This is a genomic window from Streptomyces sp. NPDC006365 (assembly GCF_042870755.1).
Classification (GTDB): Bacteria; Actinomycetota; Actinomycetes; order Streptomycetales; family Streptomycetaceae; genus Streptomyces; species Streptomyces xiangluensis.
Genome location: NZ_JBIAHS010000016.1, coordinates 138,541 through 161,632 on the forward strand (window position 1 = coordinate 138,541; position 23,092 = coordinate 161,632).

The window sequence follows — 23,092 nt, forward strand, 5'->3', positions numbered from 1 at the left end:
GGCGGGTCTGACAACGGTGTCCAGCAGGGCTGTGACCTGCACTTTAACCCTGTTTCATTCCCTCACGCCTCCTCCTGGACTGCCTTCGCCACCTTCTCCAGCATCTTCGCGATGCCGGCCTCGGCCGCCGTCTTGTCCAGGCCCAGTCCGCTGAGTACGCCCGTGCCGCCCTCGTGCTCCAGCAGCGCGAGCAGGATGTGTTCCGTGCCGATGTAGTTGTGGCCGAGCCGGAGGGCCTCGCGGAAGGTGAGTTCGAGGGCCTTCTTGGCGTTGCTGTCGAAGGGGACGAGTGTGGGTACGTCCTCGGCGCGCGGCGGCAGGGCGGCGGTCGCGGCCTCGCGCACGGCGTCCAGGGTGACGCCCTGCGCGGTGATGGCCTTCGCCCCGAGGCCGTCCGGCTCGGCGAGCAGGCCGAGAATCAGGTGCTCGGTGCGGATCTGGTCGTTGCCCGCGGTCTTGGCCTCGTTCTGGGAGACGATCACCACGTTCCTGGCCCGTGGCGTGTAGCGGCTGAAGCCCTGGCTGGGGTCGAGGTCCGACTCGCCCTTCGGCACGAACCGCTTCTGGGCGGCCTGCCGGGTGACCCCCATGCTCCTGCCGATGTCCGTCCAGGACGCGCCCGAACGCCGGGCCTGGTCCACGAAGTGACCGATCAGGTGATCGGCCACGTCGCCGAGGTGATCCGCGGCGATCACCGCGTCCTGGAGCTGGTCGAGCGCGTCGGTGTGGACCTTCTTGATCGCTTCGATGAGGTCGTCGAGACGTACGGATGCCGTGACAGCTGAGTTCTCGGTCATGCGTCAACCGTAGGTTGACAGCAGCGAGGTGTCAACCTTGGGTTGACGGGGAATCGTGTGCTCGCGGGCCGGAATGGGTGACGCCGAGGATGAGGAACCGGCCCATGACGTGACCGAGTCCGGGGTTCACGAACTGCGGCACCCGCGACCGGGCCACCACGGCCGCCCGTCACCACGATGAACATCACCAGGCGATGCCGGTCTGCCCCTCAGACCTCTGTGAAGGCTTGTCGGCTGTGCACGAGCAGCTCACGCAGGGCGGGGCTGTGCGTGCTCAGGTGCTGGCCGACCGTCCCCGCTTCGAGCCGGAACAACCGCTGCCGACACTGGCCAGCGGCGACATCGCCCTTACCTCGACCCCGCCGAAGGACGGCGCCGGTGCCCGGGCGCAGGTCGTTCGCCGCCAGCCTGACGGAAGCTGGCTGCGCCTGCTCGACCAGCCCGAGTTCGTCCCTCCCGCCCGCTGAACTCCCCGGCTGCTCTCGACGGCCTCACCTGACCCCTGACATGGCGCTACCGGCCGTCGCTCCGCGATCACCTCGTCCGCGCGCTGCTTCTGTGGGGAGCCCTCCACCACGAAGCGCCGTGACACGATCGAACACGTGAGTACCAGTACGCCCGGCACCGTGGACCGCGCCTTCGAAACCGCCCTCTACGCCGACACCGACACGGCCCTCGACACAGGCGCGTCCCTGCTCGCCGCCGACCCTTCGGCCGACGCCGAACTCACCCTGCGCGGCGAGGAGTTCATCGCCACGGCCTGGCGGCGCGGCTGGCAGCCCGCCGACGTCGTACGGATCGTGCGACGCGAACTGGACGAGGCGCACGTACGCCTGGTGTCGGGCCTGGTCCTCGGCGCGGAGGCCCGCCACAAGCAGCCGCGCGGACGGCGGTGGGCGGCGCAGCTCGAAGAGCTCGACCCCGGCACCGTACGAACGGAACGTACTGACCGTTTCTCGTACGCGACCGCCGTACTGGAGCTGTACCGCCTGCTCCTGCGCCTGCCGGCCCTCGAACCGCTCGACGACCCGACCAGCAAGCCGACCAGTAAAACGCCCGAGTCCCGGATGCTTCCCCGTATCCGCGCCCTCCTCGCCAAGGCGGAGGCGACGGGTTTCCCGGAGGAGGCGGAGGCGCTCACCGGCAAGGCGCAGGAGCTGATGGCGCGGCACAGTATCGACGAGGCCCTGCTCGCGGCGCGTACGCCCGCCGCCGACGCACCGGGCGCGTGCCGGATCGGGATCGACCCGCCGTACGAGACGGCCAAGGCCACCCTCCTCGACGCCGTCGCCGCCGCGAACCGCTGCCGCGCCGTGTGGAACGAAGCCCTCGGCTTCTCCACGGTGGTCGGTTTCGAGCCGGACCTGGAGGCGGTCGAACTCCTCCACACCTCACTGCTCGTGCAGGCCACGGCCGCGATGACGAAGGCGGAGGCCGCCGCCCGCGCGTCCGGCCGCCGCCGTACGAAGACCTTCCGCCAGTCGTTCCTGGCGGCATACGCCCACCGCATCGCCACCCGTCTGACGTCCGCCACCGAAACCCAGGTGACCGAAGACCTCCTCCCGGTCCTCGCCACCCGCGAGGCCGCGGTCACCGACCGAACGGACCGCCTGTTCCCGGAGACGACCACGACCCGCCTGCGCGGCGTCAACGACGCGGCAGGCTGGACCCAGGGCGCCGAGGCTGCGGACCGCGCCCAGGTCGAACGACATCAGCAACTGCCCTGACCGCACCCGGAAACCGCACCCCCGGAAAGCCGGACGGCCCGTGGAACCCGATGGATTCCACGGACCGTCAGTCGGCATCGGGAAAGAACTCAGGACCCCAAGCTCGCCGTAGGCAACCCCTCAGGCCACTTCCCGTCCTCCGACCGCGTGTACGTCTCCTCGCCGAACCCCTCCCACGTCACCTTCATGGTCGAGGAGCTGACGGAGTCGATCACACCCTGGCCCCGGTCCTTGTTGCCGTCGGTGCACTGCAGGGCGATCTTCTGCTCGCCCGACGTCTCCCGGGCGGTCCCACTGCACACGGACCCGCCCGTCGAGAACATCGCGACCTTCGCACCCTCGATCATCAAGGCGATGAGTTTGCCCTCCTTCGAGGTGACCCAGCTGCCTTCCACCCCGTCGGCCTCGGCCGCACCTCCACCGGAGCCCCCGTCGGCGTCGGCCGAGCTCGCCGCCGCGCTCGGCTGAGGCGACGAGGCCTCGTCCCCAGCTGTGTTCCCGTCGGAATCACTGCTGCACCCGGTCAGGACGAGCGCGGCAGCCAGCCCCGCCGCCACGGACGCGAACCGCGCCTGCCTGCGCGAGAAGGTCGCCGAAGTCACTGAAGCCCCCAAGGGTCTGGCCAAAGAAGTCGTCGCTGTAACGACCGCAAGCTACCAGTGCGTCTACCAGGACGACTTGCGGACCCCGGGGAGAAAGCCCGCGTGCGCCTGCTCACGCAGATTCACCCGCGAGAGCCCGAAAGTGCGCAAGTACCCGCGTGGCCGTCCGTCCACACTGTCCCGGTTGCGTACACGCGTGGGGCTGGCGTCGCGCGGCTGCCTGCGCAGTTCCTCCTGGGCGGAGAGCTTCTCGGCCGCCGAGGAGGACGGCCTGCGGATGATCTCCTTGAGCTCGGCACGGCGGGCCGCGTACCGCGCGACGGTCTCCCGCCGCTTCTCGTTCTTCGCGATCTTGCTCTTCTTTGCCATCAGACCTTCACCCCACGGGCACGAATCCTGGCCACGGCCGCCTCGACGCCGATCGTGTCGACGGTCTTGATCCCCTTCGTGCTGAGCTTCAGCCGTACGTGCCTGCCCTCGCTCGGCAGCCAATAGCGCTTGCTCTGGATGTTGGGGTCGAAGCGGCGGGACGTACGGCGATGGGAGTGGGAAATGGTGTTGCCGAAGCCGGGTTGGGCTCCGGTCAGCATGCAGTGGGCGGACATGGTGACGTACCTCTCTGGGTTCTCTCTGAACAGCTTATTGGAAACGGGATCCGTTTTCATATACTAGCCGCATGGCACGCAACGAACTCCGTCCGGTCATCAAGCTCCGGTCCACGGCCGGGACCGGCTACACGTACGTCACGCGCAAGAACCGGCGTAACGACCCCGACCGGATGACCCTGCGCAAGTACGACCCGATCGTGGGCCGCCACGTCGACTTCCGAGAGGAGCGCTGATCCCGATGCGTGAGGGGATTCACCCGGCGTACGGCCCTGTCGTCTTCCGCGACCGAGCCGCCAACCACGCCTTCCTGACCTGCTCGACCATGACGAGCGAGAAGACGATCCAGTGGGAGGACGGCAACACCTACCCGGTTGTCGACGTCGAGATCTCGAATGTGAGCCACCCCTTCTACACGGGCACGGCCCGCGTGCTGGACACGGCGGGACGTGTGGAGCGCTTCGAGAAGCGGTACGGGAAGCGCGAGGCCGGCTGATGCTGTCCGTCGCCATCGTCGGCGGACTGCACGCCGATGCGCGAAGGGCGGCCGTCGACCGGCTGCTCGCCGATGTCCCGGGGGCCGTCGCGCTGCACCATGACCTCGCAACAGCCGTGCAGGGCACGGTCGTTCGCACGATCCGCGACAGCGGCGGCCCCGTGTCGATCGGTGAGGCGCCGCTCGTCAACGACTGCGCGTGCTGTGCGCTGCGCGAGGACCTGGTGCCCGAGCTGGAGCGGCTCGCGGAGGACGGGACGACCCGGCTCGCGGTCGTCGAGCTGTGGGAGTCGGTCGAGCCCAAGGCGATGGCCGAGGTCGTCGCGGGCGCCGGGCTCCGGCTGACCGGCGTGATCACGGCGGTCGACCCCGCGCTGGTCCTGCCGTATCTCGGCAACGGCGACGACCTCGCGGAGGCGGGCCTCGCCGCTGCCGCCACCGACCAGCGCACCATCGCCGACACGTTCGCACGTCAGCTGGAGTACGCGCCCGTGCTCGCCGTCGCGGAGTCCGACGAGGCCGAGTGCGCCGACGACACCGACCGGGCGCTGCTGGCGCAACTCCATCCGACCGCCCGCCAAGTCCTGCTCGGCCACGGTGACTTGGCGGATGCCGCGCTGGCCGGCTTCGATGTGGACGCCGCCGCTGCCGCCCAGCACCCGGCCTGTGCACTGCTGCCGGCCGAGGCCGACGAGTGCGGCGTCTCCACCCTCGTATGGCACCGTCGACGCCCCTTCCACCCGGAGCGGCTGTACGCGGCGCTGGAGGACCTGACCTGCGCCGCGGCCCGCAGCCGCGGCCGGTTCTGGCTCGCCGACCGGCCCGACACCCTGCTGCACTGGGACGCGGCAGGAGGTGCCCTGTGCGTCGAGAACGCGGGCCCCTGGCTTGCCTCGCTGCCGGACGCGGCCTGGGAGATGGTGCCGCCGGTGCGCCGCGCCGCGGCAGCCCTCGACTGGCACGCGGAGCACGGCGACTGCTGCCAGCACCTGGTCTTCACGTCCCCGGGCCTGGACCGCGACGGCCTTGAACGCCTCCTCGAATCCTGCCTGTTGACCGAGGCGGAGTACGCAGCGGGCCGCACCGCCTGGAAACAGCTCCCGCCCGCCTTCGACACCCTCCTGGAGGTCTGACCCATGCCCCGCAAGCCCGAGCGCAAGCCGCAGAAGCCCCGCCCCAACCCGCTGGAAGCGGCAGGGATCACGTACATCGACTACAAGGACACCGAGCTGCTGCGGAGGTTCATCTCGGACCGGGGCAAGATCCGCAGCCGACGGGTCACCCGGGTTTCTTCCCAGCAGCAGCGCCAGTTGGCGCGCGCGATCAAGAACGCACGGGAGATGGCGTTGTTGCCGTACGCGTCACGGTAGCCACGCGCCACCCCAGCGGCCTTCCACCAGCGGCGTTCATGCCGTCGGTGGGGGGCCGCTGTCGTTGACGGCGGGTCAGTTCGGCGGCAGTTCAATGGAACACAAACCGTGCGGGATACGTCTGTTCCTACAGCAAGAGGGATTCGACCAGTACGGGGCCGGAGGCCGCATGGGATGCGATCTCCGGGGCAGGCGCTGGAGCGGCTGCCAACGTGCGAGGCGTGCGTGGGCGCTGTAACCGCAGGACCACCGCGCGTGCACGTGCATCTGCCCATGCATCCGCACGTGAAGAGGGCTATGATCCGGGTCAGTTGACCATCGCATCACTGGCACCAAGACGCCACTGCGCCACCGGGGAGCGACCTGTGGACCACGACGTGTACAACGGCATGGCTGCCACGGAGCTGTACGGGGTGGCCTGGCAGAAGAGCAGGCACAGCAACTCCCAGGGCTCCTGCGTGGAGTTCGCCCGGCTGCCCGGAGGTGAGGTGGCGGTGCGCAACTCGCGCTTCCCTGACGGGCCCGCGCTCGTCTACACGCGCGCCGAGATCGAGGCCATGCTCCTGGGCATCAAGGACGGCGAGTTCGACCACCTGGTGGCGGGCAACTGAGCGCTATCGCCACCTCGCGCACCGTAACGCGCGTAGAACCGCGGCGCGTAAAAGCGCCGCGGTTCCTCAGTCGGCCGAATGGAGCCGGAACAGCGCCCATACGACCTTGCCGCTGAGCGTGCCCGCGAGCGGGTGCCATCCCCAGCTGTCGGCGAACGAGTCCACCAGGAACAGTCCGCGCCCCGACTCCGCCGAGAAGTCGTCCGAGTCGCGCGCCACCGGGCTGTCGTGACTGGGGTCGCGCACGGCGCACACGAGTCTCCCGGTCCAGTGCATCAAGTGCAGCCGCACGGGCGGACCCAGCTCGGGCGCGCGGGGGGTGTCCGAAGGCAGCGCGTGCCGCAGCGCGTTGGTGACGAGTTCCGAGACGACCAGGCACACGTCGTCGAAGCGGTCGCCTATGTCCCATTCGTTCAGAGTTCCGCGCGTAAACTTCCGTGCGTCGCGCACCGCTTCGTAGCGGGCGGGCAGAGCACAAGAAGCGGCGTTGGACACGGCCGCGGGATCCAGTGGCGGAAGCCCCTGCCTTAACGGCTCGAGCATGGTCGATCCATTCGTCCCCATGCGAGGCACTCCCGGGAATTCGCGGTCGTTGCGATGCAGCGGTGGCGCGGGACCATGGTTCCGAATGCGTACGGCAGATGCAAGGGCAGATGCACGTGCACGCGCCTGAATTGGACCTTGACGTACCATTTCTTGCTCTTTTTTTCCGCCAACTTCTTGCTGTTTTTCTGCCTCTGACCTCCCTCTGGCCTCTTTTTGATCTCCCCCTGACCGGTCTTCTCCTTGCAAGTTCCTGTTCAACCGCCCTGGAGGTCTTGCCGTTTGTGTAACCGAACGAGTACACCGTGGAGTGTTTTAGTGGCAGACTGCGGCCCCTGAAGACGGTTGGGGAGGCTGACGAACGTGAGCGCGCAAGAGTCGGGATCGGTGGTACGTCGCATGCTGCTCGGCTCGCAACTCAGGCGGCTGCGCGAGTCGCGCGGGATCACCCGGGAAGCGGCCGGGTACTCGATCCGCGCCTCCGAGTCGAAGATCAGCCGTATGGAGTTGGGGAGGGTGAGCTTCAAAACGCGTGACGTCGAGGATCTGTTGACGCTGTACGGCATCACCGACGAGACGGAGCGCAACTCACTGCTCTCCCTCGCCAAGGAGGCCAACGTCGCGGGCTGGTGGCACAGTTACTCGGACGTGCTGCCCACCTGGTTCCCGACCTATGTCGGCCTGGAGGGCGCCGCGTCCCTGATCCGGTCGTACGAAGTGCAGTTCGTGCACGGCCTGTTGCAGACCGAGGCGTACGCGCACGCGGTTGTGGAGCGCGGCATGAAGAACGCCAGCGTGTCCGACATCGACAAGCGCGTGGCGCTGCGCATGGAGCGCCAGAAGTACCTGGTGTCCGAGAACGCCCCGGACTTCCATGTCGTACTCGACGAAGCGGCACTGCGACGCCCGTACGGCGACCGGGAAGTGATGCGAGGTCAGCTCCAGCATCTGATCGAGATCTCCGAGCGGCCGAACGTACGGCTTCAGGTCATGCCGTTCAGCTTCGGCGGACATGCCGGCGAGAGCGGCGCCTTCACGGTGCTCACCTTCCCCGAGTCCGATCTGTCCGACGTGGTCTACCTGGAGCAGCTCACCAGCGCGCTGTATCTGGACAAGCGGGAAGACGTCACGCAGTACGAGAAGGCGATGCAGCAGCTCCAGGACGACAGCCCGGGACCGAACGAGAGCCGGGACGTGCTGCGCGGCCTGCTGCAACTGTCCTGAAAGCCTTCACAGGTTCTCCCAGAGGGTTCTTCAATTCCCTTCAAGTCGCCTTGAACGCAAGTACGATGACGCGTGATCAGACCTTGACACGGATCGGGTGTCTGCGGGTGTCTGCCATGGGCGGGATCCGCCCCGGCAGTAAGGGATTGAGGGTCACATGTCGTCCTACTTCACGGACCTGGCTCAGCAGTACATCGACGGAGAGTGGCGTCCGGGGACGGGGTCCTGGGACATCATCGACTTCAACCCGTACGACGGTGAGAAGCTGGCGTCGATCACCATAGCCACGGTCGACGAGGTGGATCAGGCCTACAAGGCCGCCGCTCGCGCCCAGAAGGAGTGGGCCGCGACCAACGCGTACGCGCGCCGTGCGGTGTTCGAAAAGGCCCTGCGGATCATCGAGGACCGCGAGCAGGAGATCGCCGAGACGATCATCGCCGAGCTCGGCGGTACGCATCTGAAGGCGGGCTTCGAACTCCACCTCGCCAAGGAGTTCCTGCGCGAGGCGATCCATGTGGCGCTGCGTCCCGAGGGCCGGATCATCCCTTCGCCGATCGACGGCAAGGAGAACCGCGTCTACCGCGTTCCCGTCGGCGTCGTCGGTGTGATCAGCCCCTTCAACTTCCCCTTCCTGCTGTCGCTGAAGTCCGTCGCGCCGGCCCTGGCGCTGGGCAACGCCGTGGTCCTCAAGCCGCACCAGAACACGCCGATCTGCGGTGGCTCCCTGGTCGCGAAGATCTTCGAGGACGCGGGGCTGCCGGCCGGCCTGCTGAACGTCCTGATCACCGACATCGCGGAGATCGGCGACGCGTTCATCGAGCACCCGGTGCCCAAGGTCATCTCCTTCACCGGCTCCGACAAGGTGGGCCGCCACGTCGCCACGGTCTGCGCCTCGCAGTTCAAGCGCGCCATCCTCGAACTCGGCGGCAACAGCGCGCTGGTGGTCCTCGACGACGCCGACGTCGACTACGCGGTCGACGCGGCCGTCTTCAGCCGGTACGTACACCAGGGCCAGGTCTGCATGGCCGCGAACCGGGTGCTGGTGGACCGCTCGGTCGAGGCGGAGTTCACGGAGAAGTTCGTCGCCAAGGTGAAGACCCTGAAGGCGGGCGACCCGCGCGACCCGCAGACGGTCATCGGGCCGGTCATCAACTCCTCGCAGGCGGACGCCCTTTCGGGCGCCGTGGAGCAGGCGATCGCCGAGGGCGCCACCGCGCTCGTGCACGGCGCCACCTCCGACAACCTCGTCGAGCCCAGCGTCCTGACGGACCTGCCCGCCGGCGCGGCGATCCTCCAGCAGGAGATCTTCGGCCCGGTCGCGCTCCTCATCCCGTTCGACGGCGAGGAGGAGGCCGTACGCCTCGTCAACGACACCCCGTACGGCCTGAGCGGCGCCGTCCACACGGCCAACATCGAGCGCGGCGTCTCCTTCGCCAAGCAGATCGACTCAGGCATGTTCCACGTGAACGACGGCACGGTCCACGACGAGCCCCTGGTCGCCTTCGGCGGCGAAAAGTCCTCGGGCATCGGCCGCCTGAACGGCGAGGCGACGGTAGAGGCGTTCACGACGCAGAAGTGGATCTCTGTGCAGCATGGGCGGAGTTTCTTTCCGTTCTGAGGCCTTCGGCGGCCCTCGCGGACAGGAACTGACCTATATGGCCCGTAGCTTCGTCGGTGTCAGGCCAGAAGACGTACCGACGAAAGGCGGCCGGTCATGGTTGCTCACGTTCCCGCAGAGGCGCAGGGCGATGAGCGGGGGGCGCTGCTCTCCTTTCTGGAGGAGCAGCGTGGGGGTGTCCGGCGGGCGGTGCTCGGGTTGACGGAGGAGCAGGCGGTTTCGCAGCCCACCGTCAGTGAGTTGTCGCTCGCGGGGCTGGTCAAGCATGTTGCCGAGGTTGAGCAGGGGTGGATCGCCCGGGCCAGGCAGGAGGCCCCGGCGGTGCACCGGGACGAGTCGAACTGGGACGAGTGCTTCCGGATCGCGGGGGATGAGACGGTCGAGTCGCAGCTCGCGTACTGGGAGAAGGTCGCGGCCGAGACGGAGGCGTTCATCCGCTCGGTGCCCAGTCTCGATGACACCTTCCCGCTGCCGGAGGCGCCCTGGTTCCCGCCTGAGGGCCGGGTGTCCATGCGCTGGCTGGTGCTGCACCTGATTCGAGAGACGGCCCGGCATGCCGGTCACGCCGACATCATCCGCGAGTCCCTGGACGGGAAGACGGCCTTCGAGCTCGTCGCGCTGGAGCAGGGCACGAGCTGGGGCTGACCCGCGCGGTTCTACGCTGGCCCCATGTCAGCGATCCGTCTCCTCGTTCTCGGTGCCGTCCGTCAGCACGGCCGGGCCCACGGCTACCAGGTGCGCAACGACCTGGAGTACTGGGGCGCGCACGAGTGGTCCAACGCCAAGCCGGGCTCGATCTATCACGCGCTCAAGCAGATGGCGAAGCAGGGCCTGCTGTACGCGCACGAGATCGCGCCCTCGACGGCCGGCGGCCCGCCGCGTACCGAGTACGAGATCACGGAGAAGGGCACCGAGGAGTTCCTCACGCTGCTCCGCGGGTCCCTGACCGCCTACGACCAGAGGCCGGATGTGCTTTCGGCCGCGCTCGGCTTCATGGTCGACCTGGACCGTGAGGAGGTCCTCGAACTGCTCGAGGAGCGGGTGCTCGCCATAGAGGAGTGGCGCAAGGCCGTCACCGAGTACTACACGCCAGAGGACGGCCCCGAACAGCTCGGTCACATCGGCGAGATCATGAATTTCTGGGTCCACTCGGCCGACGCGGGCGCCGGGTGGACCCGCGGCCTGATCGAGCGGATCCGGGGCGGGGCGTACACGTTCGCGGGCGAGGGGGAGGCGTTCGTGGGGGTGCTCACGGAGGGCCAGGAGAATCCGTACGCGACGGGGGAGCGGCATCCGGGGGACGCGTGCTGAGTCAGACGGGCGCGCTCATTCGGATCGATCGCATTAATCAAGTTTGACTAGTGTGCCTCGATGGGCATACCCTTCACGAATCGGCTACTAGTCAAGTTTGACTAAGCTGAACCGAAGGGAGTCGGATGACCGACGCGATCGTCGTCGAGGGCGTACGGAAGCGATACGGGGACAAGGCGGCCCTGGACGGGCTCGACCTGGCGGTGCTCAACGGCACCGTCCACGGTCTGCTCGGGCCGAACGGGGCCGGCAAGACCACCGTGGTACGCGTGCTGACCACCCTGCTGCGGCCGGACGAGGGGCGCGCGGAGGTCGCAGGGTGCGACGTGGCGCGGGAGGCCGGCCGGGTACGGCGGCGCATCGGTCTGCTCGGCCAGCATGCTGCGCTGGACGAGGAGCTGGGCGGTCGGCAGAACCTGGAGATGTTCGGACGCCTCTACCACCTGGGTGCCCGGCACGCGCGCGTGCGGGCCGACGAGCTCCTGGAGCGCTTCGGCCTGGGGGACACGGGCCGTAAGGCCGTGAAGCAGTACAGCGGCGGCATGCGGCGCCGGCTGGACCTCGCCGCCTCCCTCATCACCGAGCCGGAGGTGCTCTTCCTGGACGAACCGACGACAGGGCTCGACCCGCGGGGCCGCGCCGAGGTGTGGGGGGCGGTGCGCTCCCTGGTCGGTGGCGGCACGACCGTACTGCTCACCACGCAGTACCTGGAGGAAGCCGACCAACTCGCCGACCGCATCTCGGTTGTCGACCGGGGCCGGGTCATCGCGGACGGCACGGCGGACGAGCTGAAGGCGAAGACCGGCGGCGACCGCATCGACGTCGTGCTGCGGAACGGCGGCCAGCTGGGCGCGGCCGTCGCCCTGTTGCCGTTCGACAAGGACGACATCTCCGTGGATGCCGACCGTCGCCTCCTCAGCGCCCCGGTCACCGACCGCATGGTGGCGCTCGCCGGGACCGTACGCACTCTGGAGGAGGCCGGGATCCGGGCGGAGGACATCGCCCTGCGGCGACCGACGCTGGACGAGGTGTTCCTGCACCTCACGGGAGACGACCACCGAGACGACCACCGAGACGACCACCGTGATCACGGCGTGAAGGAGGCCGTGTGAGTACGACGCACGCAGAGAGCCGTGTGGCGACGTACGAGACGAGCCACGGCGGGGCGTGGGCGTACGTCCTCACCGACTGCTGGACCATGACCCGTCGCGAATTCGCCCACTGGGCGCGGCAACCGGTGCAGATGATCGTCGGGCTCGTGTTCCCCGTGATGATGCTGGTGATGTTCGGCTATCTGATCGGCGGCGGACGTGGCGTCAAGGGCGACTACATCGATTTCCTGGTGCCCGGGATGCTGGCGCTGACCATGGCCTTCGGCCTGGAGGCGACGATGATCGCCGTCACGCAGGACCTCAACAAGGGGGTCATCGACCGCTTCCGGTCGATGCCGATGACCAACGGGGCGGTGCTGGTGGGCCGTTCGGCCGCCGACATGTTCCAGTCGGCGGTGGGGCTGGCCGTGATGGTCGGCGTCGCGTATGCGCTCGGCTGGCGTGCGCATGGCACGTTCGGGTCCTTCCTGGGGGCCGTGGGGCTGCTCCTGCTCTTCCGGTTCGCGATGCTGTGGATCGGCATCCAGTTGGCGATGGTGGCCGGGAAGCCGGAGATGGTGCAGGCCGTGCAGATCCTGGTCTGGCCGGTCAGCTTCCTGTCCAACGCGTTCGCGGTCCCGGAGGCCATGCCGGACTGGCTGGGAACGGTGGTCGAGTGGAACCCGATGTCGCACACCGCCACAGCGGTACGCGACCTGCTCGGCAGCCCCGGCGGTGAGCCCGGCCACGTCTGGGCAGCGATCGTCTGGCCGCTGGCTCTGCTGGCGGTGTTCTTCCCGCTGGCGGTAAGGAGGTTCGGGCGACTCAGCCGGTAGGCAGGGGAGGCTGGGCCCCGTCGTGCGACGGGGCCCATCATCCTGGGAGGTCGTTGTCAGGCCTCGAGCAAGCCGTGCAGGTCGATTTCAACGGGGAAGGGCAGCTCGGTGACGAGCATGTCGGTGTGGGTGGGCAGTTCGGGCCGGGGAGCGAAGACGCTGCTCTCCCCGTCGCGCCAGGACTCGTGCACAACGGGGGGCCCTCTCGCCTCCTTCGACACGCCAGTGGTGGTCGATCCCGGCCTCGGCGTGCATGCCGGGCTTGCGGAAGCAACGCTCCTGCGGCCATATCGGGTGCCTCAGTGGTGGAATCCCGTTGCCGCTCCCTTGTCGTGCGTCAGTGGATTCGGCTGGCGGCGCAGTTCGGGCAGCAGGCGCCCCAGGTCCTCGACGAACAACTCTGCGAGGTCGGACGAGAAGCCGTTGCGGCACACGATGCGCAGCGCGGAGAGGTCCTCGCGGTTCGCCGGGAAGGTGTACGCGGGGACGAGCCAGCCACGCTCGCGCATCCTCCGGGACACGTCGAAGACGTCGTACGCCGTCACGTCGGTTGCTGTCGTGAAGGCGAATACCGGCAACTGATCGCCACGGGTGAGGAGTCTGAAGTCTTCCAGCTTCTCGACGCGGTCGGCGAGCCCCACGGCCACGTCCCGTGTCGCCTGCTGGACCGCTCGGAAGCCCTCGCGGCCCAGCCGCAGGAACGTGTAGTACTGCGCGACGACCTGGGCGCCCGGCCGGGAGAAGTTGAGTGCGAAGGTGGGCATGTCGCCGCCCAGGTAGTTCACCCTGAAGACCAGTTCCTCGGGCAGTTCGGCGGCGGACCGCCACAGGACCCAGCCGACACCGGGGTACACGAGTCCGTACTTGTGGCCCGAGGTGTTGATGGAGGCCACGCGCGGCAGCCGAAAGTCCCAGAGCAGGTCCTCGTCGAGGAAGGGAGCGACCATCGCTCCGGACGCGCCGTCGACGTGGACGGGAATGTCGAGCCCAGTGCGCTCCTGAAACTCGTCCAGGACGGCGCAGAGTTCGGCGATCGGCTCGTAGGACCCGTCGAAGGTGGACCCCATGATGCCGACGACGCCGATGGTGTTCTCGTCGCACAGCTCCGCAGCCGCCTGCGGGTCGAGGTGGAACCGGTCGCCCTCCATGGGCACTTGGCGTGCCTCCACCTCCCAGAAGGTGCAGAACTTCTCCCAGCAGACCTGGACGTTGATGCCCATGACAAGGTTCGGGCGAGCTCCGGGATACCGGTCGGTATGCCGCTTGGCCCAGCGGCGCTTGAGCGCCATGCCCGCGAGCATGCATGCCTCGCTCGACCCGGTCGTCGAACAGCCCACGGCGGCGGACGGATCCGGCGCGTTCCACAGATCGGCGAGCATCGCCACGCACCGCCGCTCCAGCTCTGCCGTTCGCGGATACTCGTCCTTGTCGATCATGTTCTTGTCCCGGCACTCCGCCATCAGGACGTCGGCCTGCGGTTCCATCCAGGTGGTGACGAAGGTGGCGAGGTTGAGGCGGGAGTTCCCGTCCAGCATCAGCTCATCGTGGACGAGCTGATAGGCCGTGGCCGGTGGCAGTGGCCCGTCCGGCAGTCGGTGCTGGGGCGGGGCCTCGGTCATGCCGCCGACCGGATTGGCCTCGCCGTAGAAGGGATTGACGGCCCGGGGGCGCTCGTCGGGCTTCTCGGGGCCGGTGTGGAGCGGCATGGTGCCTCCGGTCGGTCAGGTCGGGCTTCCATGATGGGCCACGGTGGTGTCATAACCGGGTAAAGGCGGCATAGCATCTGGAAGTGATGAGTTGGTCACAGGGTGGGGTCCCCATCGGTGCACAGGGGGTGTGCAAGGGGGCCATGGAACCTGAAGGCGCCACGCGGCGTTGATAGCTTTGGTCATCCGAAGCAGATCCGAAGCACAAGAGCATCGTCTGCGCCTCACTTCACCCTCAGGAGCCGGGAACCGTGACGCTTGCCCTTGGACCAAGCTGGTTGGATCCGGATTATCTGCTCGACACGTTCGGCATCTGGGGACTGCTGGTCATTGTCTTCGCCGAGTCGGGCCTGCTCATCGGCTTCTTCCTGCCGGGTGACTCGCTGCTGTTCACGGCGGGGCTGCTGATCGCCTCGGACCAGCTGGACTTCCCGCTGTGGGCGGCTGTCATCCTGATCTGTGTCGCCGCGATCCTCGGTGACCAGGCAGGCTATATGTTCGGCAAGAAGGTGGGGCCCGCGCTGTTCAAGCGCCCGGACTCACGCCTCTTCAAACAGGAGAACGTGGTCAAGGCCCACGACTTCTTCGAGAAGTACGGGCCCAAGTCCCTGGTGCTGGCCCGCTTCGTGCCCATCGTGCGGACGTTCACGCCGATCGTCGCGGGCGTCAGCGGCATGAGGTACCGCTCGTTCCTCACCTTCAACGTCCTCGGCGGCATCCTCTGGGGCGCGGGCGTCACGCTGCTCGGCTCCTGGCTGGGCCAGATCGACTTCGTGAAGAAGAACATCGAGGCGATCCTCATCCTGATCGTCCTCCTCTCCGTGCTGCCGATCATCATCGAGATCCTGAAGGCACGCGGCAAGTCGAAGAAGAGCCCGCGACAGGCTCCGGAGGCGCCGCCCGCCATGGACGACGCGACGACCCAACTGCGCCGCGTGCCACCGGCCCACCAGGACCAGACGTACGGTCACCAGGGTCAGGACCAGGGCGCATACGGCCACCAGGGTCAGGACCAGGGATACGGTCACCAGGGCCGCCAGGACCAGGGATACGGCCACCAGGGCCAGGACCAGGGATACGGCTACCCGCAGCAGCAGCAGCAGCCGCAGCAGCCTCCCTACGACCCGGATCAGGGCTACGGCCCGCAGCAGGGCCAGCCGCCCTACGCCGCCCAGTACCCGCAGGGGCAGCAGTACCCGCAGGGTCGGCAGTACCCGCAGGGCCAGGGCTACCCGTACGGCCAGGGCCCGGACCACCCGCAGAACTGAGCCGCGCCACAAGGCACGTACTCAGAAACCGCGTGTCCTCTTGGCCGCGCGCCGACCCTCCGGCGAAACCCCCGGCAGCCGCATGAACAGCCGGGAGATCTCCGAGCCGAGGTTCACGCCGATCGCGATGGCCATCGCGAGGGCGGCGGCCTTGGACAGGTTGACAAGACCGGCGTCCACGTCGTTCTGGGCGATGGACAGCAGCCCGAAGTACGTCGCCGAACCGGGCAGCAACGGCCCGATCGCCGCCGTTGTGAACGGCAGGGCGGAAGCGAACCGGAAGCGGGACAGCAGCTGTCCGAACAGGCCCACCACGCCCGCCGCGACAGCCGTCGAGGCGACCGGCGAGAGCCCGCCCGGGTAGTGCATCGCGCCGTACACCGACCAGGCCACGCCACCGTTGAGGGTCACCATCAGCACGGTGGATCGTTCCTGCTGGAGCAGTACGGCGAAGGCCAGCGCCAGCAGCATCGACGCGACGATCCCCCACACAGGGTCCTGGGAGCTGCTCACGGCGATATCCGGATCCAGCTCCGCGCCCAGCTTCACCCCGAAGTACAGCGCCAGCAGAACCCCGGTGACGATGCCCACGTAGAAGTACATGACCTCCAGCAGGCGTGCGGCGGCGGTGATGTAGAAACCGGTCAGTCCGTCCTGGACGCCCGCGACCAGCGCCCGCCCGGGCAGCAGCGCGAAGAGCCCACCGGTGACCACCGCGGACGACGCCACGTCGACATTCGCCAGCGTGAGCGCGATGCCGATCGCGGCCGGAGGCATCGCGGCCACCGTGAACTGGTAGAACTCGGGCAGCCCGCGCCCCGCGCACAGCCACGCGAGCCGGTCGCCGAGCATCGCACCGAGCGCGGCGGCGACGAACACGATGGCGCCACCGCCGACGAGCACGGAGGCCGCGCCCGCGAGCAGCCCGGCGGCACCGGTCAGTACCCAGCCGGGATAGGGGTGCCGATTGCGTCGTATCTCCGCGAGCCGCCGGTAGGCCTCCTCAAGGGAGATCTCGGTCTCGTCGTCACTGATGTCGTCGACGAGCCGGTACACGGCGGCAAGCCGCGTGTAGTCGGTGGCCCGGCGGCGTACCGTCCGTGAGGCAGTGATCGGGTCGTCCACCAGGGACGGCTGGTACGACATGGACAGCAACGTGAACGTGACGTTCGGCTCGCAGCGGTCCAGGCCGTACGAACGGCAGACGGCGAGCATCGCCGCCTCCACGTCCTCGGCGCCCTCGCCGCCCGCGAGCAGCAGTTCGCCGATACGCAACGTCAGGTCGAGGACCCGCGGGACGGCCGGGCCGCCGTCCTCCTCCGTGCGCTGGACTTGCTCGGCGACGGGCCGATCGGCCACCGGCATACGCAGCATCGTGCGCATCCGGTCCTGCCAGGGCACCTCCTTGGTCAGCTTGACCACGGGGATGCCGGTCGGCGGGGTGAAGGCGGGGGCCCGGTACGTATGCGGAGCGTTGAACGCCGAGCCTTCCGGCTCGGCGGACGGCGGCTCGGGCGGCGCTAGCCCTTCAGGGATCGCGAACTCCGACGTCGTATGCGACTCGTCCTCGAACGCCGCTGCCACCCCGCTCGGCGCCGCGAACGCACTCCTCGCCTCATCCGACTGCGGCTTACGGTCCTCCCGGTCCGGCTCGGCCACCAGTTCCCGCCCCACTTCTCAATACGTTCGTTTCTGATGCGTCCGTGCTCGTACGTGTCCCCCGTACGCCGTATCCCTGATGTACGCCTCAGCGCAAGAACACACGAACGGGCCGCGTCACCCATTGGGTCACGCGGCCCGCCGGTCGATCACATGGCCTCAGTGGCCGCCCTGCTCCTTGAAGCGCTTGTAGGAGCGCTCGATCTCGGCCTCGGCGTCCGTGCGGCCCACCCAGTTGGCGCCCTCGACGGACTTGCCGGGCTCCAGGTCCTTGTAGACCTCGAAGAAGTGCTGGATCTCCAGACGGTCGAACTCCGACACGTGGTGGATGTCCCGGAGGTGCTCCACGCGCGGGTCGTGCGCCGGGACGCACAGCAGCTTGTCGTCGCCGCCGGCCTCGTCCGTCATACGGAACATGCCGATCGTGCGGCACTGGATGAGGCAGCCGGGGAAGGTCGGCTCGTCCAGGATGACGAGGGCGTCCAGCGGGTCGCCGTCCTCGCCGAGCGTGTTCTCGACGAAGCCGTAGTCGGCCGGGTAGCTGGTCGAGGTGAAGAGTCGACGGTCCAGGCGGATCCGACCGGTCTCGTGGTCCACCTCGTACTTGTTCCGCGAACCCTTCGGAATCTCGATCGTGACGTCGAACTCCACCGGTGGCTCCTCCATGATCAACACATACGTCTGGTGGTTAAGTGTCCCTCACGCAGGTGTGTGATCGCGAAAGGGGCTGGTGGTCGTGCCGGAGCTGAAGGCTTGGCAGACCGCGCGACCGCATGTGGAGCGGTTCGCGCGAGCCGTGCGGCCGGGGCTCGTACGGGCCGTGGAAGCCGTCAGGCCGTGGCTCGTACGGTCCTTGGGGGCCATGCGGCTGCGGATCGTGCGGCTGACCACCGTGCAGTTCACGGCGGGCGCCGCCCTCCTCGGCCTCGCACTGGCGGCCACTGTGGTGACCGCGGCCGGCCCTTGGGACTCCAGCGGTCAGCGTACGGCCGAGCGCGACTTGGCGGCATCGCTGGAGGGCGCAGGTGGCGCAGATCACGGCCCTGGATCCGGCCCCGGATCCGGTACGTCCGAGAAGGCGCCGCGTCCCGCACCCAGCGCCCCCGCCGTACTCGCCGGACTCGGGCGCACGACCGGCTCCGTTTCCTCGCCCTCCGAAAAGGCCCTCTCCGATGTCCTCGGTCCCCTGCTCGACGACCCCTCGCTGGGATCCGAACGTACGGCCGCGGTCGTCGACGTGGCCACCGGCAAGCGGCTGTACGGCAGGGCCGCGGACGAGGCGCTGACGCCCGCCTCCACCACCAAGATCGCCACCGCCGTCGCGGCACTCTCCGCGGCGGGCGCCGACCACCGCATCGCGACCCGCACGGCTCTCGAACCCGGCACCAAGGAGCTCGTCCTCGTCGGCGGCGGAGACCCCACGCTGACCGCCCGCGAGAAGGCGAACGGCAACGCCAGCCTGCGTACGCTCGCCGACGAGACCGCCCGCGCCCTCAAGGCCCGCAAGCTGGACGCGGTGACGCTCTCGTACGACACCACGCTGTACGACGGCCCTGTGCTGCACCCCATCAGTCCCAACCCCAACATCGCGCCGGTCACCGCCCTGATGACCGACGAGGGCCGCCTCGACGACTCGTCCTCCGGCCCCGCGGACCGCAGCACGGATCCGGCGGAGGACGCGGCCCGGCAGTTCGCGGCCCTCCTGAACGACCGCGGCATCAAGACCGAGTCCCCCGGCCCCTCCAAGGCGACGGGCCGCGCGGAGCCCCTCGCAAAGGTCGAGTCCCCGCCCCTGTCCGCCCTGGTCGAGCGGATGCTGACCAACAGTGACAACGACATCGCCGAGGCCCTGGCCCGCCAGACCGCACTCGCCTCCGGCGAACAGGCCAGCTTCGAAGGCGGATCCACGGCGATCCGAACGCAGCTGCAGAAGCTCGAACTGCCCCTGGAAGGCGTCAAGTTCGCGGACGGCAGCGGCTTGGACCGAGCCGACCGCCTGACCGCGGACCTGCTCACCGCCCTCCTGGCCAAGGCAGGCGCCCCCGACCACCCCGAACTCCGCCCCGCCCTGACCGGTCTCCCAGTAGCAGGCTTCACCGGCACCCTCCGCAACCGCTACTCGGGCCAGCCCGGCACAGGAGTCGTACGCGCAAAGACGGGCACCCTCACAGGCGTACACACCCTGGCAGGCACGGTGGTGAACACCGAGGGCCGCCTACTGGCCTTCGCTTTCCTGACGTCTTCGGACAGCCCCACGGATCCAGCGGCAACACAGAAGGCACTGGATGGCGCGGCTTCGGCGCTGGCGACCTGCGGCTGCGGCTCCTGAGGGGGCGGCTGTGGCCCTGACGGTGCTGCGGCCCTGAGGGGCGCAAGGTCCGTTGGGCCCCCTCAGGGGCGCGGGGCTGTGACATATGCGGCTCCGCCGCGTGGGCGCGCCCAGCCACGACGGACCCGCAGCCAACAAACGAACAAGAACCCCCACGAACCCCACACCCTGCACCCAGCGGCAGCGCTCACGTACGGTTGAGGGCATGACGAGCATCGGTGGTGCCGAGATGGTCGACTGGAATCTCGCGGTGGCGACCGCGACCCGGCTCGTAAGGCCGGGCCCAGAGGTGAGTCGCGACGAGGCCAGGGCCGTCGTCGCGGAGCTGCGCCGACATGCGAAGGCGTCGGAGCAGCATGTCCGCGAGTACACGCAGATGGGCAGCGAGGACCTGCGTGACACCCCCATCCTCGTCGTCGACCGCCCGGGCTGGGTCCGGGCGAACGTCGCCGGGTTCAGGGAGATCCTCAAACCGCTGCTCGACAAGATGCAGGAACGTCGCGGGAGCACCCCCGGCGGAGCCGTCCTCGGCGCCGTCGGCGGCAAGGTCACCGGCGTCGAGCTGGGCATGCTCCTGTCGTTCCTGGCCTCAAGGGTGCTGGGTCAGTACGAGACCTTCGCCCCGGCGACCCGCGAACTCCCGGCGGGCGAGAACGGCGGCGGCAGGCTGCTCCTCGTCGCCCCGAACATCGTGCACGTCGAGCGCGAACTCGACGTACAGCCCCACGACTTCAGGCTCTGGGTCTGCCTGCACGAGGAAACCCACCGGACGCAGTTCACGGCCGTGCCCTGGCTGCGCGACCACCTCGAGGGCGAAATCCAGTCTTTCTTGGAGGAGACCGAGGTCGACCCCATGACGGTCCTGGAGCGCATCCGGGAGGCCGCGCAGACGCTCGCCGGCAGCCGTCCCGAGGGTGAGGAGGGCGACGACGGGGGACGGTCCATCGTCGAGATCGTCCAGACGCCCGCCCAGCGCGAGATCCTCGGCCGGCTGACCGCCGTGATGTCCCTCCTGGAGGGCCACGCGGACTTCGTGATGGACGGCGTGGGCCCCGCCGTGGTCCCGTCCGTCGCCGAGATCCGCGAGAAATTCCAGCAGCGCCGCCAGCGCGGGGCCTCCCGCCTCGACCTGGCGCTGCGCAAGCTGCTCGGCCTGGACGCCAAGCTGCGCCAGTACCGGGACGGGGAGCGCTTCGTACGGGCGGTCGTGGACCAGGTCGGCATGGAAGGGTTCAACCGCGTGTGGACCTCGCCGAACACGCTCCCCACCAAGTCGGAGATCTCCAAACCGGCGGACTGGGTTGCGCGGGTGCACCGTAAGGCAGAGTCGTGAACTGAATCCGGCCGAGGACAGGTGAGCGCCCCCGCTATCACCCGTCCGAGGGACCGTGGGGCATGGGTAGGCGTGCAATGCTCGGGGAACGGCCCGTTTCTGTCACCATCTAGGCACTCTGCGTGACCGGATATCGGGCTCACCCCCGACAATTTCATGAAGGGAACCGGACATGGGTCCCCATCCAGCGGTCGCGGCGATACGCCTGGCGGTCCGCCGCGTCCTCCACGAAATCCTCAACGACGTCCTCGCCGACCACACGCCCGCCCACCCCGGCACTGAGCACTCCGACACCGCGCACGAGCAGTCGCCCCCGCCGCTCGTGCTCGTGGCATGCTCCGGCGGCGCCGACTCCATGGCGCTCGCCTCCGCCCTCGCCTTCGAAGCCCCCAAGCTCGGCATCCGCGCCGGTGGCATCACCGTTGACCACGGTCTGCAGCCCGGCTCCGACCTGCGCGCGGCAGAAGTCGTCGTACGACTCACCGAACTCGGCCTGGACCCGGCCGAGTCCATCGGCGTCGCCGTAGGCCGTAACGGCGGACCGGAGGCCGCCGCCCGGGACGCGCGGTACGCCGCCCTGGACGCCGCCGCCGAGCGCCACGGCGCCGCCGCGGTCCTGCTCGGGCACACCCGTGACGACCAGGCCGAAACCGTACTGCTCGGCCTCGCCCGCGGCTCGGGCATCCGCTCCCTGTCCGGCATGGCCGCGGTCTCCGGAGGCCCGGGAGCCACCCGCCGCTACCGCCGCCCCTTCCTGGAGCTCGACCGGCACACCGCCCGCAAGGCCTGCATGGTCCAGTCGCTCCCCGTCTGGGACGACCCGCACAACTCCGACCCGTCCTATACGAGGTCACGCCTGCGCCACGAGGGCCTGCCCGCCCTGGAGAAGGCCCTTGGCAAGGGCGTCGTCGAAGCCCTCGCGCGTACGGCACGGCTGTCCCGCGACGACGCCGACGCCCTCGACGCGTGGGCCCGCCAGGCCGAGGCCTCCGTGCGGGACGCCGCCGGCCTCCTGGAGTGCGCCAAGCTGTACGCCCTGCCGCCCGCCGTGCGCCGCCGTATCCTGCGCCGCGCCGCCATCGAGGCCGGGGCGCCCGCCGGTTCACTGTTCGCCCGGCACATCGAAGAGATCGACCGGCTGATCACCGGCTGGCGCGGTCAGGGAGCCATCAACCTGCCGGGCAAAGTCGTCGTCCAGCGGCAGGGTGGCAGACTGGTGATTCGGCAAGGCTGAATCCGGGCCTTCCGCCGGCCCCTTGCGCGGGTCGTGGGCGGCCCGAGTGGCCGCCATACATGCGGGACGACCGAAAGTGATGCGGGTGGACGCGAAAGACATGGGCACCGACCTCAAGTCGGTGCTCATCACCAAGGAAGAGATCGACGCGAAGCTGGTCGAGCTGGCCGCGAAGATCGACGCGGAGTACGCGGGCAAGGACCTGCTGCTCGTCGGAGTCCTCAAGGGCGCCGTGATGGTCATGGCTGACCTGGCGCGCGCTCTGTCCACCCCCGTCACCATGGACTGGATGGCCGTGTCCTCGTACGGCGCGGGTACGCAGTCCTCCGGCGTCGTGCGGATCCTGAAGGACCTCGACACCGACATCAAGGGCAAGCACGTCCTCATCGTCGAGGACATCATCGACTCCGGTCTGACGCTGTCCTGGCTGATCTCCAACCTCGGCTCGCGCGAGCCCGCCTCACTCAAGGTGTGCACGCTGCTGCGCAAGCCGGAGGCCGCCAAGGTCGCGATCGACGTGGAGTGGGCCGGCTTCGACATCCCGAACGAGTTTGTCGTGGGCTACGGCCTCGACTACGCCGAGAAATACCGGAATCTGCCGTTCGTCGGTACGCTCGCGCCTCATGTCTACGGTGGCTGAGGCACTCTCGTAGACAGTGGCGAACCCCACGTAATAGAGGAAGACGGTCCGGGAACCCTTGCGGGTTCCGCGCCGTTGGAGCATCCGTAGAC

At 68.8% G+C, this 23,092-nt stretch carries 26 protein-coding genes and 1 pseudogene; 18 read left to right on the forward strand and 9 right to left on the reverse strand.

Annotated elements, in window-relative coordinates:
• Positions 1-62: 62 nt before the first annotated feature.
• Positions 63-797, reverse strand: a complete 735-nt coding sequence (locus ACFYO0_RS33870) for a Clp protease N-terminal domain-containing protein (RefSeq protein ID WP_388683815.1) — start codon at positions 795-797, stop codon at positions 63-65.
• Positions 798-943: 146 nt separating this feature from the next.
• Here ACFYO0_RS33870 and ACFYO0_RS33875 point away from each other — a divergent pair.
• Positions 944-1,264, forward strand: a pseudogene (locus ACFYO0_RS33875) (DUF4440 domain-containing protein); the annotation flags it as partial.
• A gap of 135 nt (positions 1,265-1,399) precedes the next feature.
• Positions 1,400-2,524: a DUF2786 domain-containing protein gene (locus tag ACFYO0_RS33880; protein WP_388683818.1), complete on the forward strand. Its 1,125-nt coding sequence runs from the start codon at positions 1,400-1,402 to the stop codon at positions 2,522-2,524.
• Between the two features lie 89 nt (positions 2,525-2,613).
• On the opposite strand, the gene ACFYO0_RS33885 is transcribed toward ACFYO0_RS33880, so the two are convergent.
• The 3 genes from ACFYO0_RS33885 to rpmB form a co-directional block, all read right to left on the reverse strand.
• Positions 2,614-3,126: a hypothetical protein gene (locus ACFYO0_RS33885; RefSeq protein ID WP_388683821.1), complete on the reverse strand. Its 513-nt coding sequence runs from the start codon at positions 3,124-3,126 to the stop codon at positions 2,614-2,616.
• Between the two features lie 63 nt (positions 3,127-3,189).
• Complete coding sequence (rpsN, locus tag ACFYO0_RS33890; RefSeq protein ID WP_388683823.1) at positions 3,190-3,495, reverse strand: 30S ribosomal protein S14; 306 nt, start codon at positions 3,493-3,495, stop codon at positions 3,190-3,192.
• Positions 3,495-3,731, reverse strand: coding sequence for a 50S ribosomal protein L28 (gene rpmB, locus ACFYO0_RS33895; RefSeq protein WP_388683825.1), 237 nt, complete (start codon positions 3,729-3,731; stop codon positions 3,495-3,497). The genes rpsN and rpmB overlap by 1 nt, the downstream gene beginning before the upstream one ends.
• A gap of 71 nt (positions 3,732-3,802) precedes the next feature.
• Between rpmB and rpmG the strand changes: the two genes are divergently transcribed.
• From rpmG to ACFYO0_RS33920, 5 genes are all read left to right on the forward strand, one after another.
• A complete protein-coding gene (rpmG, locus tag ACFYO0_RS33900) occupies positions 3,803-3,967 on the forward strand; it encodes a 50S ribosomal protein L33 (RefSeq protein ID WP_344387972.1) in 165 nt (54 codons plus the stop codon).
• Between the two features lie 5 nt (positions 3,968-3,972).
• On the forward strand, positions 3,973-4,227 hold the full coding sequence (locus ACFYO0_RS33905) for a type B 50S ribosomal protein L31 (RefSeq protein ID WP_388683828.1): 255 nt from the start codon (positions 3,973-3,975) through the stop codon (positions 4,225-4,227).
• On the forward strand, positions 4,227-5,360 hold the full coding sequence (locus tag ACFYO0_RS33910) for a CobW family GTP-binding protein (protein WP_388683831.1): 1,134 nt from the start codon (positions 4,227-4,229) through the stop codon (positions 5,358-5,360). The genes ACFYO0_RS33905 and ACFYO0_RS33910 overlap by 1 nt, the downstream gene beginning before the upstream one ends.
• Before the next feature lie 3 nt (positions 5,361-5,363).
• Positions 5,364-5,597: a 30S ribosomal protein S18 gene (gene rpsR / locus ACFYO0_RS33915; RefSeq protein ID WP_388683833.1), complete on the forward strand. Its 234-nt coding sequence runs from the start codon at positions 5,364-5,366 to the stop codon at positions 5,595-5,597.
• 389 nt (positions 5,598-5,986) lie between these two features.
• A complete protein-coding gene (locus ACFYO0_RS33920) occupies positions 5,987-6,208 on the forward strand; it encodes a DUF397 domain-containing protein (RefSeq protein WP_165266060.1) in 222 nt (73 codons plus the stop codon).
• A 66-nt stretch (positions 6,209-6,274) separates the two neighbouring features.
• Here the strand turns inward: ACFYO0_RS33920 and ACFYO0_RS33925 are convergent, their stop codons facing one another.
• Entirely contained in the window at positions 6,275-6,751 is a 477-nt protein-coding gene (locus ACFYO0_RS33925) for an ATP-binding protein (protein ID WP_388683835.1), read from the reverse strand.
• Positions 6,752-7,150: 399 nt separating this feature from the next.
• On the opposite strand from ACFYO0_RS33925, the gene ACFYO0_RS33930 reads away from it, so the two are divergent.
• The 6 genes from ACFYO0_RS33930 to ACFYO0_RS33955 all read left to right on the forward strand — a co-directional run bounded on the left by ACFYO0_RS33930 (position 7,151) and on the right by ACFYO0_RS33955 (position 12,831).
• Complete coding sequence (locus tag ACFYO0_RS33930) at positions 7,151-7,975, forward strand: helix-turn-helix domain-containing protein (RefSeq protein ID WP_388683983.1); 825 nt, start codon at positions 7,151-7,153, stop codon at positions 7,973-7,975.
• 157 nt (positions 7,976-8,132) lie between these two features.
• Positions 8,133-9,593 (forward strand): aldehyde dehydrogenase family protein, encoded by a 1,461-nt coding sequence (locus tag ACFYO0_RS33935; RefSeq protein WP_388683838.1) that lies wholly within the window; start codon positions 8,133-8,135, stop codon positions 9,591-9,593.
• A gap of 96 nt (positions 9,594-9,689) precedes the next feature.
• Positions 9,690-10,238, forward strand: coding sequence for a DinB family protein (locus tag ACFYO0_RS33940; RefSeq protein ID WP_388683840.1), 549 nt, complete (start codon positions 9,690-9,692; stop codon positions 10,236-10,238).
• Positions 10,239-10,262: 24 nt separating this feature from the next.
• Complete coding sequence (locus ACFYO0_RS33945) at positions 10,263-10,904, forward strand: PadR family transcriptional regulator (protein WP_388683843.1); 642 nt, start codon at positions 10,263-10,265, stop codon at positions 10,902-10,904.
• Positions 10,905-11,029: 125 nt separating this feature from the next.
• Positions 11,030-12,016, forward strand: a complete 987-nt coding sequence (locus ACFYO0_RS33950) for an ATP-binding cassette domain-containing protein (RefSeq protein WP_388683845.1) — start codon at positions 11,030-11,032, stop codon at positions 12,014-12,016.
• Positions 12,017-12,102: 86 nt separating this feature from the next.
• Complete coding sequence (locus tag ACFYO0_RS33955) at positions 12,103-12,831, forward strand: ABC transporter permease (RefSeq protein ID WP_386347672.1); 729 nt, start codon at positions 12,103-12,105, stop codon at positions 12,829-12,831.
• A 56-nt stretch (positions 12,832-12,887) separates the two neighbouring features.
• Here the strand turns inward: ACFYO0_RS33955 and ACFYO0_RS33960 are convergent, their stop codons facing one another.
• Complete coding sequence (locus ACFYO0_RS33960; protein ID WP_388683847.1) at positions 12,888-13,052, reverse strand: hypothetical protein; 165 nt, start codon at positions 13,050-13,052, stop codon at positions 12,888-12,890.
• A 78-nt stretch (positions 13,053-13,130) separates the two neighbouring features.
• Positions 13,131-14,537 (reverse strand): glutamate decarboxylase, encoded by a 1,407-nt coding sequence (locus tag ACFYO0_RS33965; protein ID WP_388683849.1) that lies wholly within the window; start codon positions 14,535-14,537, stop codon positions 13,131-13,133.
• Between the two features lie 251 nt (positions 14,538-14,788).
• Here ACFYO0_RS33965 and ACFYO0_RS33970 point away from each other — a divergent pair, with 251 nt between their 5' ends.
• A complete protein-coding gene (locus ACFYO0_RS33970) occupies positions 14,789-15,805 on the forward strand; it encodes a DedA family protein (protein ID WP_388683852.1) in 1,017 nt (338 codons plus the stop codon).
• Between the two features lie 21 nt (positions 15,806-15,826).
• Here the strand turns inward: ACFYO0_RS33970 and ACFYO0_RS33975 are convergent, their stop codons facing one another.
• Both ACFYO0_RS33975 and ACFYO0_RS33980 read right to left on the reverse strand, forming a co-directional pair.
• Positions 15,827-17,479 (reverse strand): threonine/serine exporter ThrE family protein, encoded by a 1,653-nt coding sequence (locus tag ACFYO0_RS33975; RefSeq protein WP_388683854.1) that lies wholly within the window; start codon positions 17,477-17,479, stop codon positions 15,827-15,829.
• Positions 17,480-17,623: 144 nt separating this feature from the next.
• Positions 17,624-18,115, reverse strand: a complete 492-nt coding sequence (locus ACFYO0_RS33980; protein WP_095751114.1) for an inorganic diphosphatase — start codon at positions 18,113-18,115, stop codon at positions 17,624-17,626.
• Positions 18,116-18,194: 79 nt separating this feature from the next.
• On the opposite strand from ACFYO0_RS33980, the gene dacB reads away from it, so the two are divergent.
• The 4 genes from dacB (at position 18,195) to hpt (ending at position 23,000) form a co-directional block, all read left to right on the forward strand.
• Positions 18,195-19,793, forward strand: a complete 1,599-nt coding sequence (gene dacB / locus ACFYO0_RS33985; protein ID WP_388683856.1) for a D-alanyl-D-alanine carboxypeptidase/D-alanyl-D-alanine-endopeptidase — start codon at positions 18,195-18,197, stop codon at positions 19,791-19,793.
• A gap of 205 nt (positions 19,794-19,998) precedes the next feature.
• Entirely contained in the window at positions 19,999-21,126 is a 1,128-nt protein-coding gene (locus tag ACFYO0_RS33990; protein ID WP_388683857.1) for a zinc-dependent metalloprotease, read from the forward strand.
• 172 nt (positions 21,127-21,298) lie between these two features.
• Positions 21,299-22,360, forward strand: a complete 1,062-nt coding sequence (tilS, locus tag ACFYO0_RS33995; RefSeq protein ID WP_388683859.1) for a tRNA lysidine(34) synthetase TilS — start codon at positions 21,299-21,301, stop codon at positions 22,358-22,360.
• 79 nt (positions 22,361-22,439) lie between these two features.
• Positions 22,440-23,000 carry a hypoxanthine phosphoribosyltransferase gene (hpt, locus tag ACFYO0_RS34000; protein ID WP_344387954.1) on the forward strand — a complete coding sequence of 187 codons (561 nt, stop codon included), beginning with the start codon at positions 22,440-22,442 and terminating at the stop codon, positions 22,998-23,000.
• Positions 23,001-23,092: the final 92 nt, after the last annotated feature.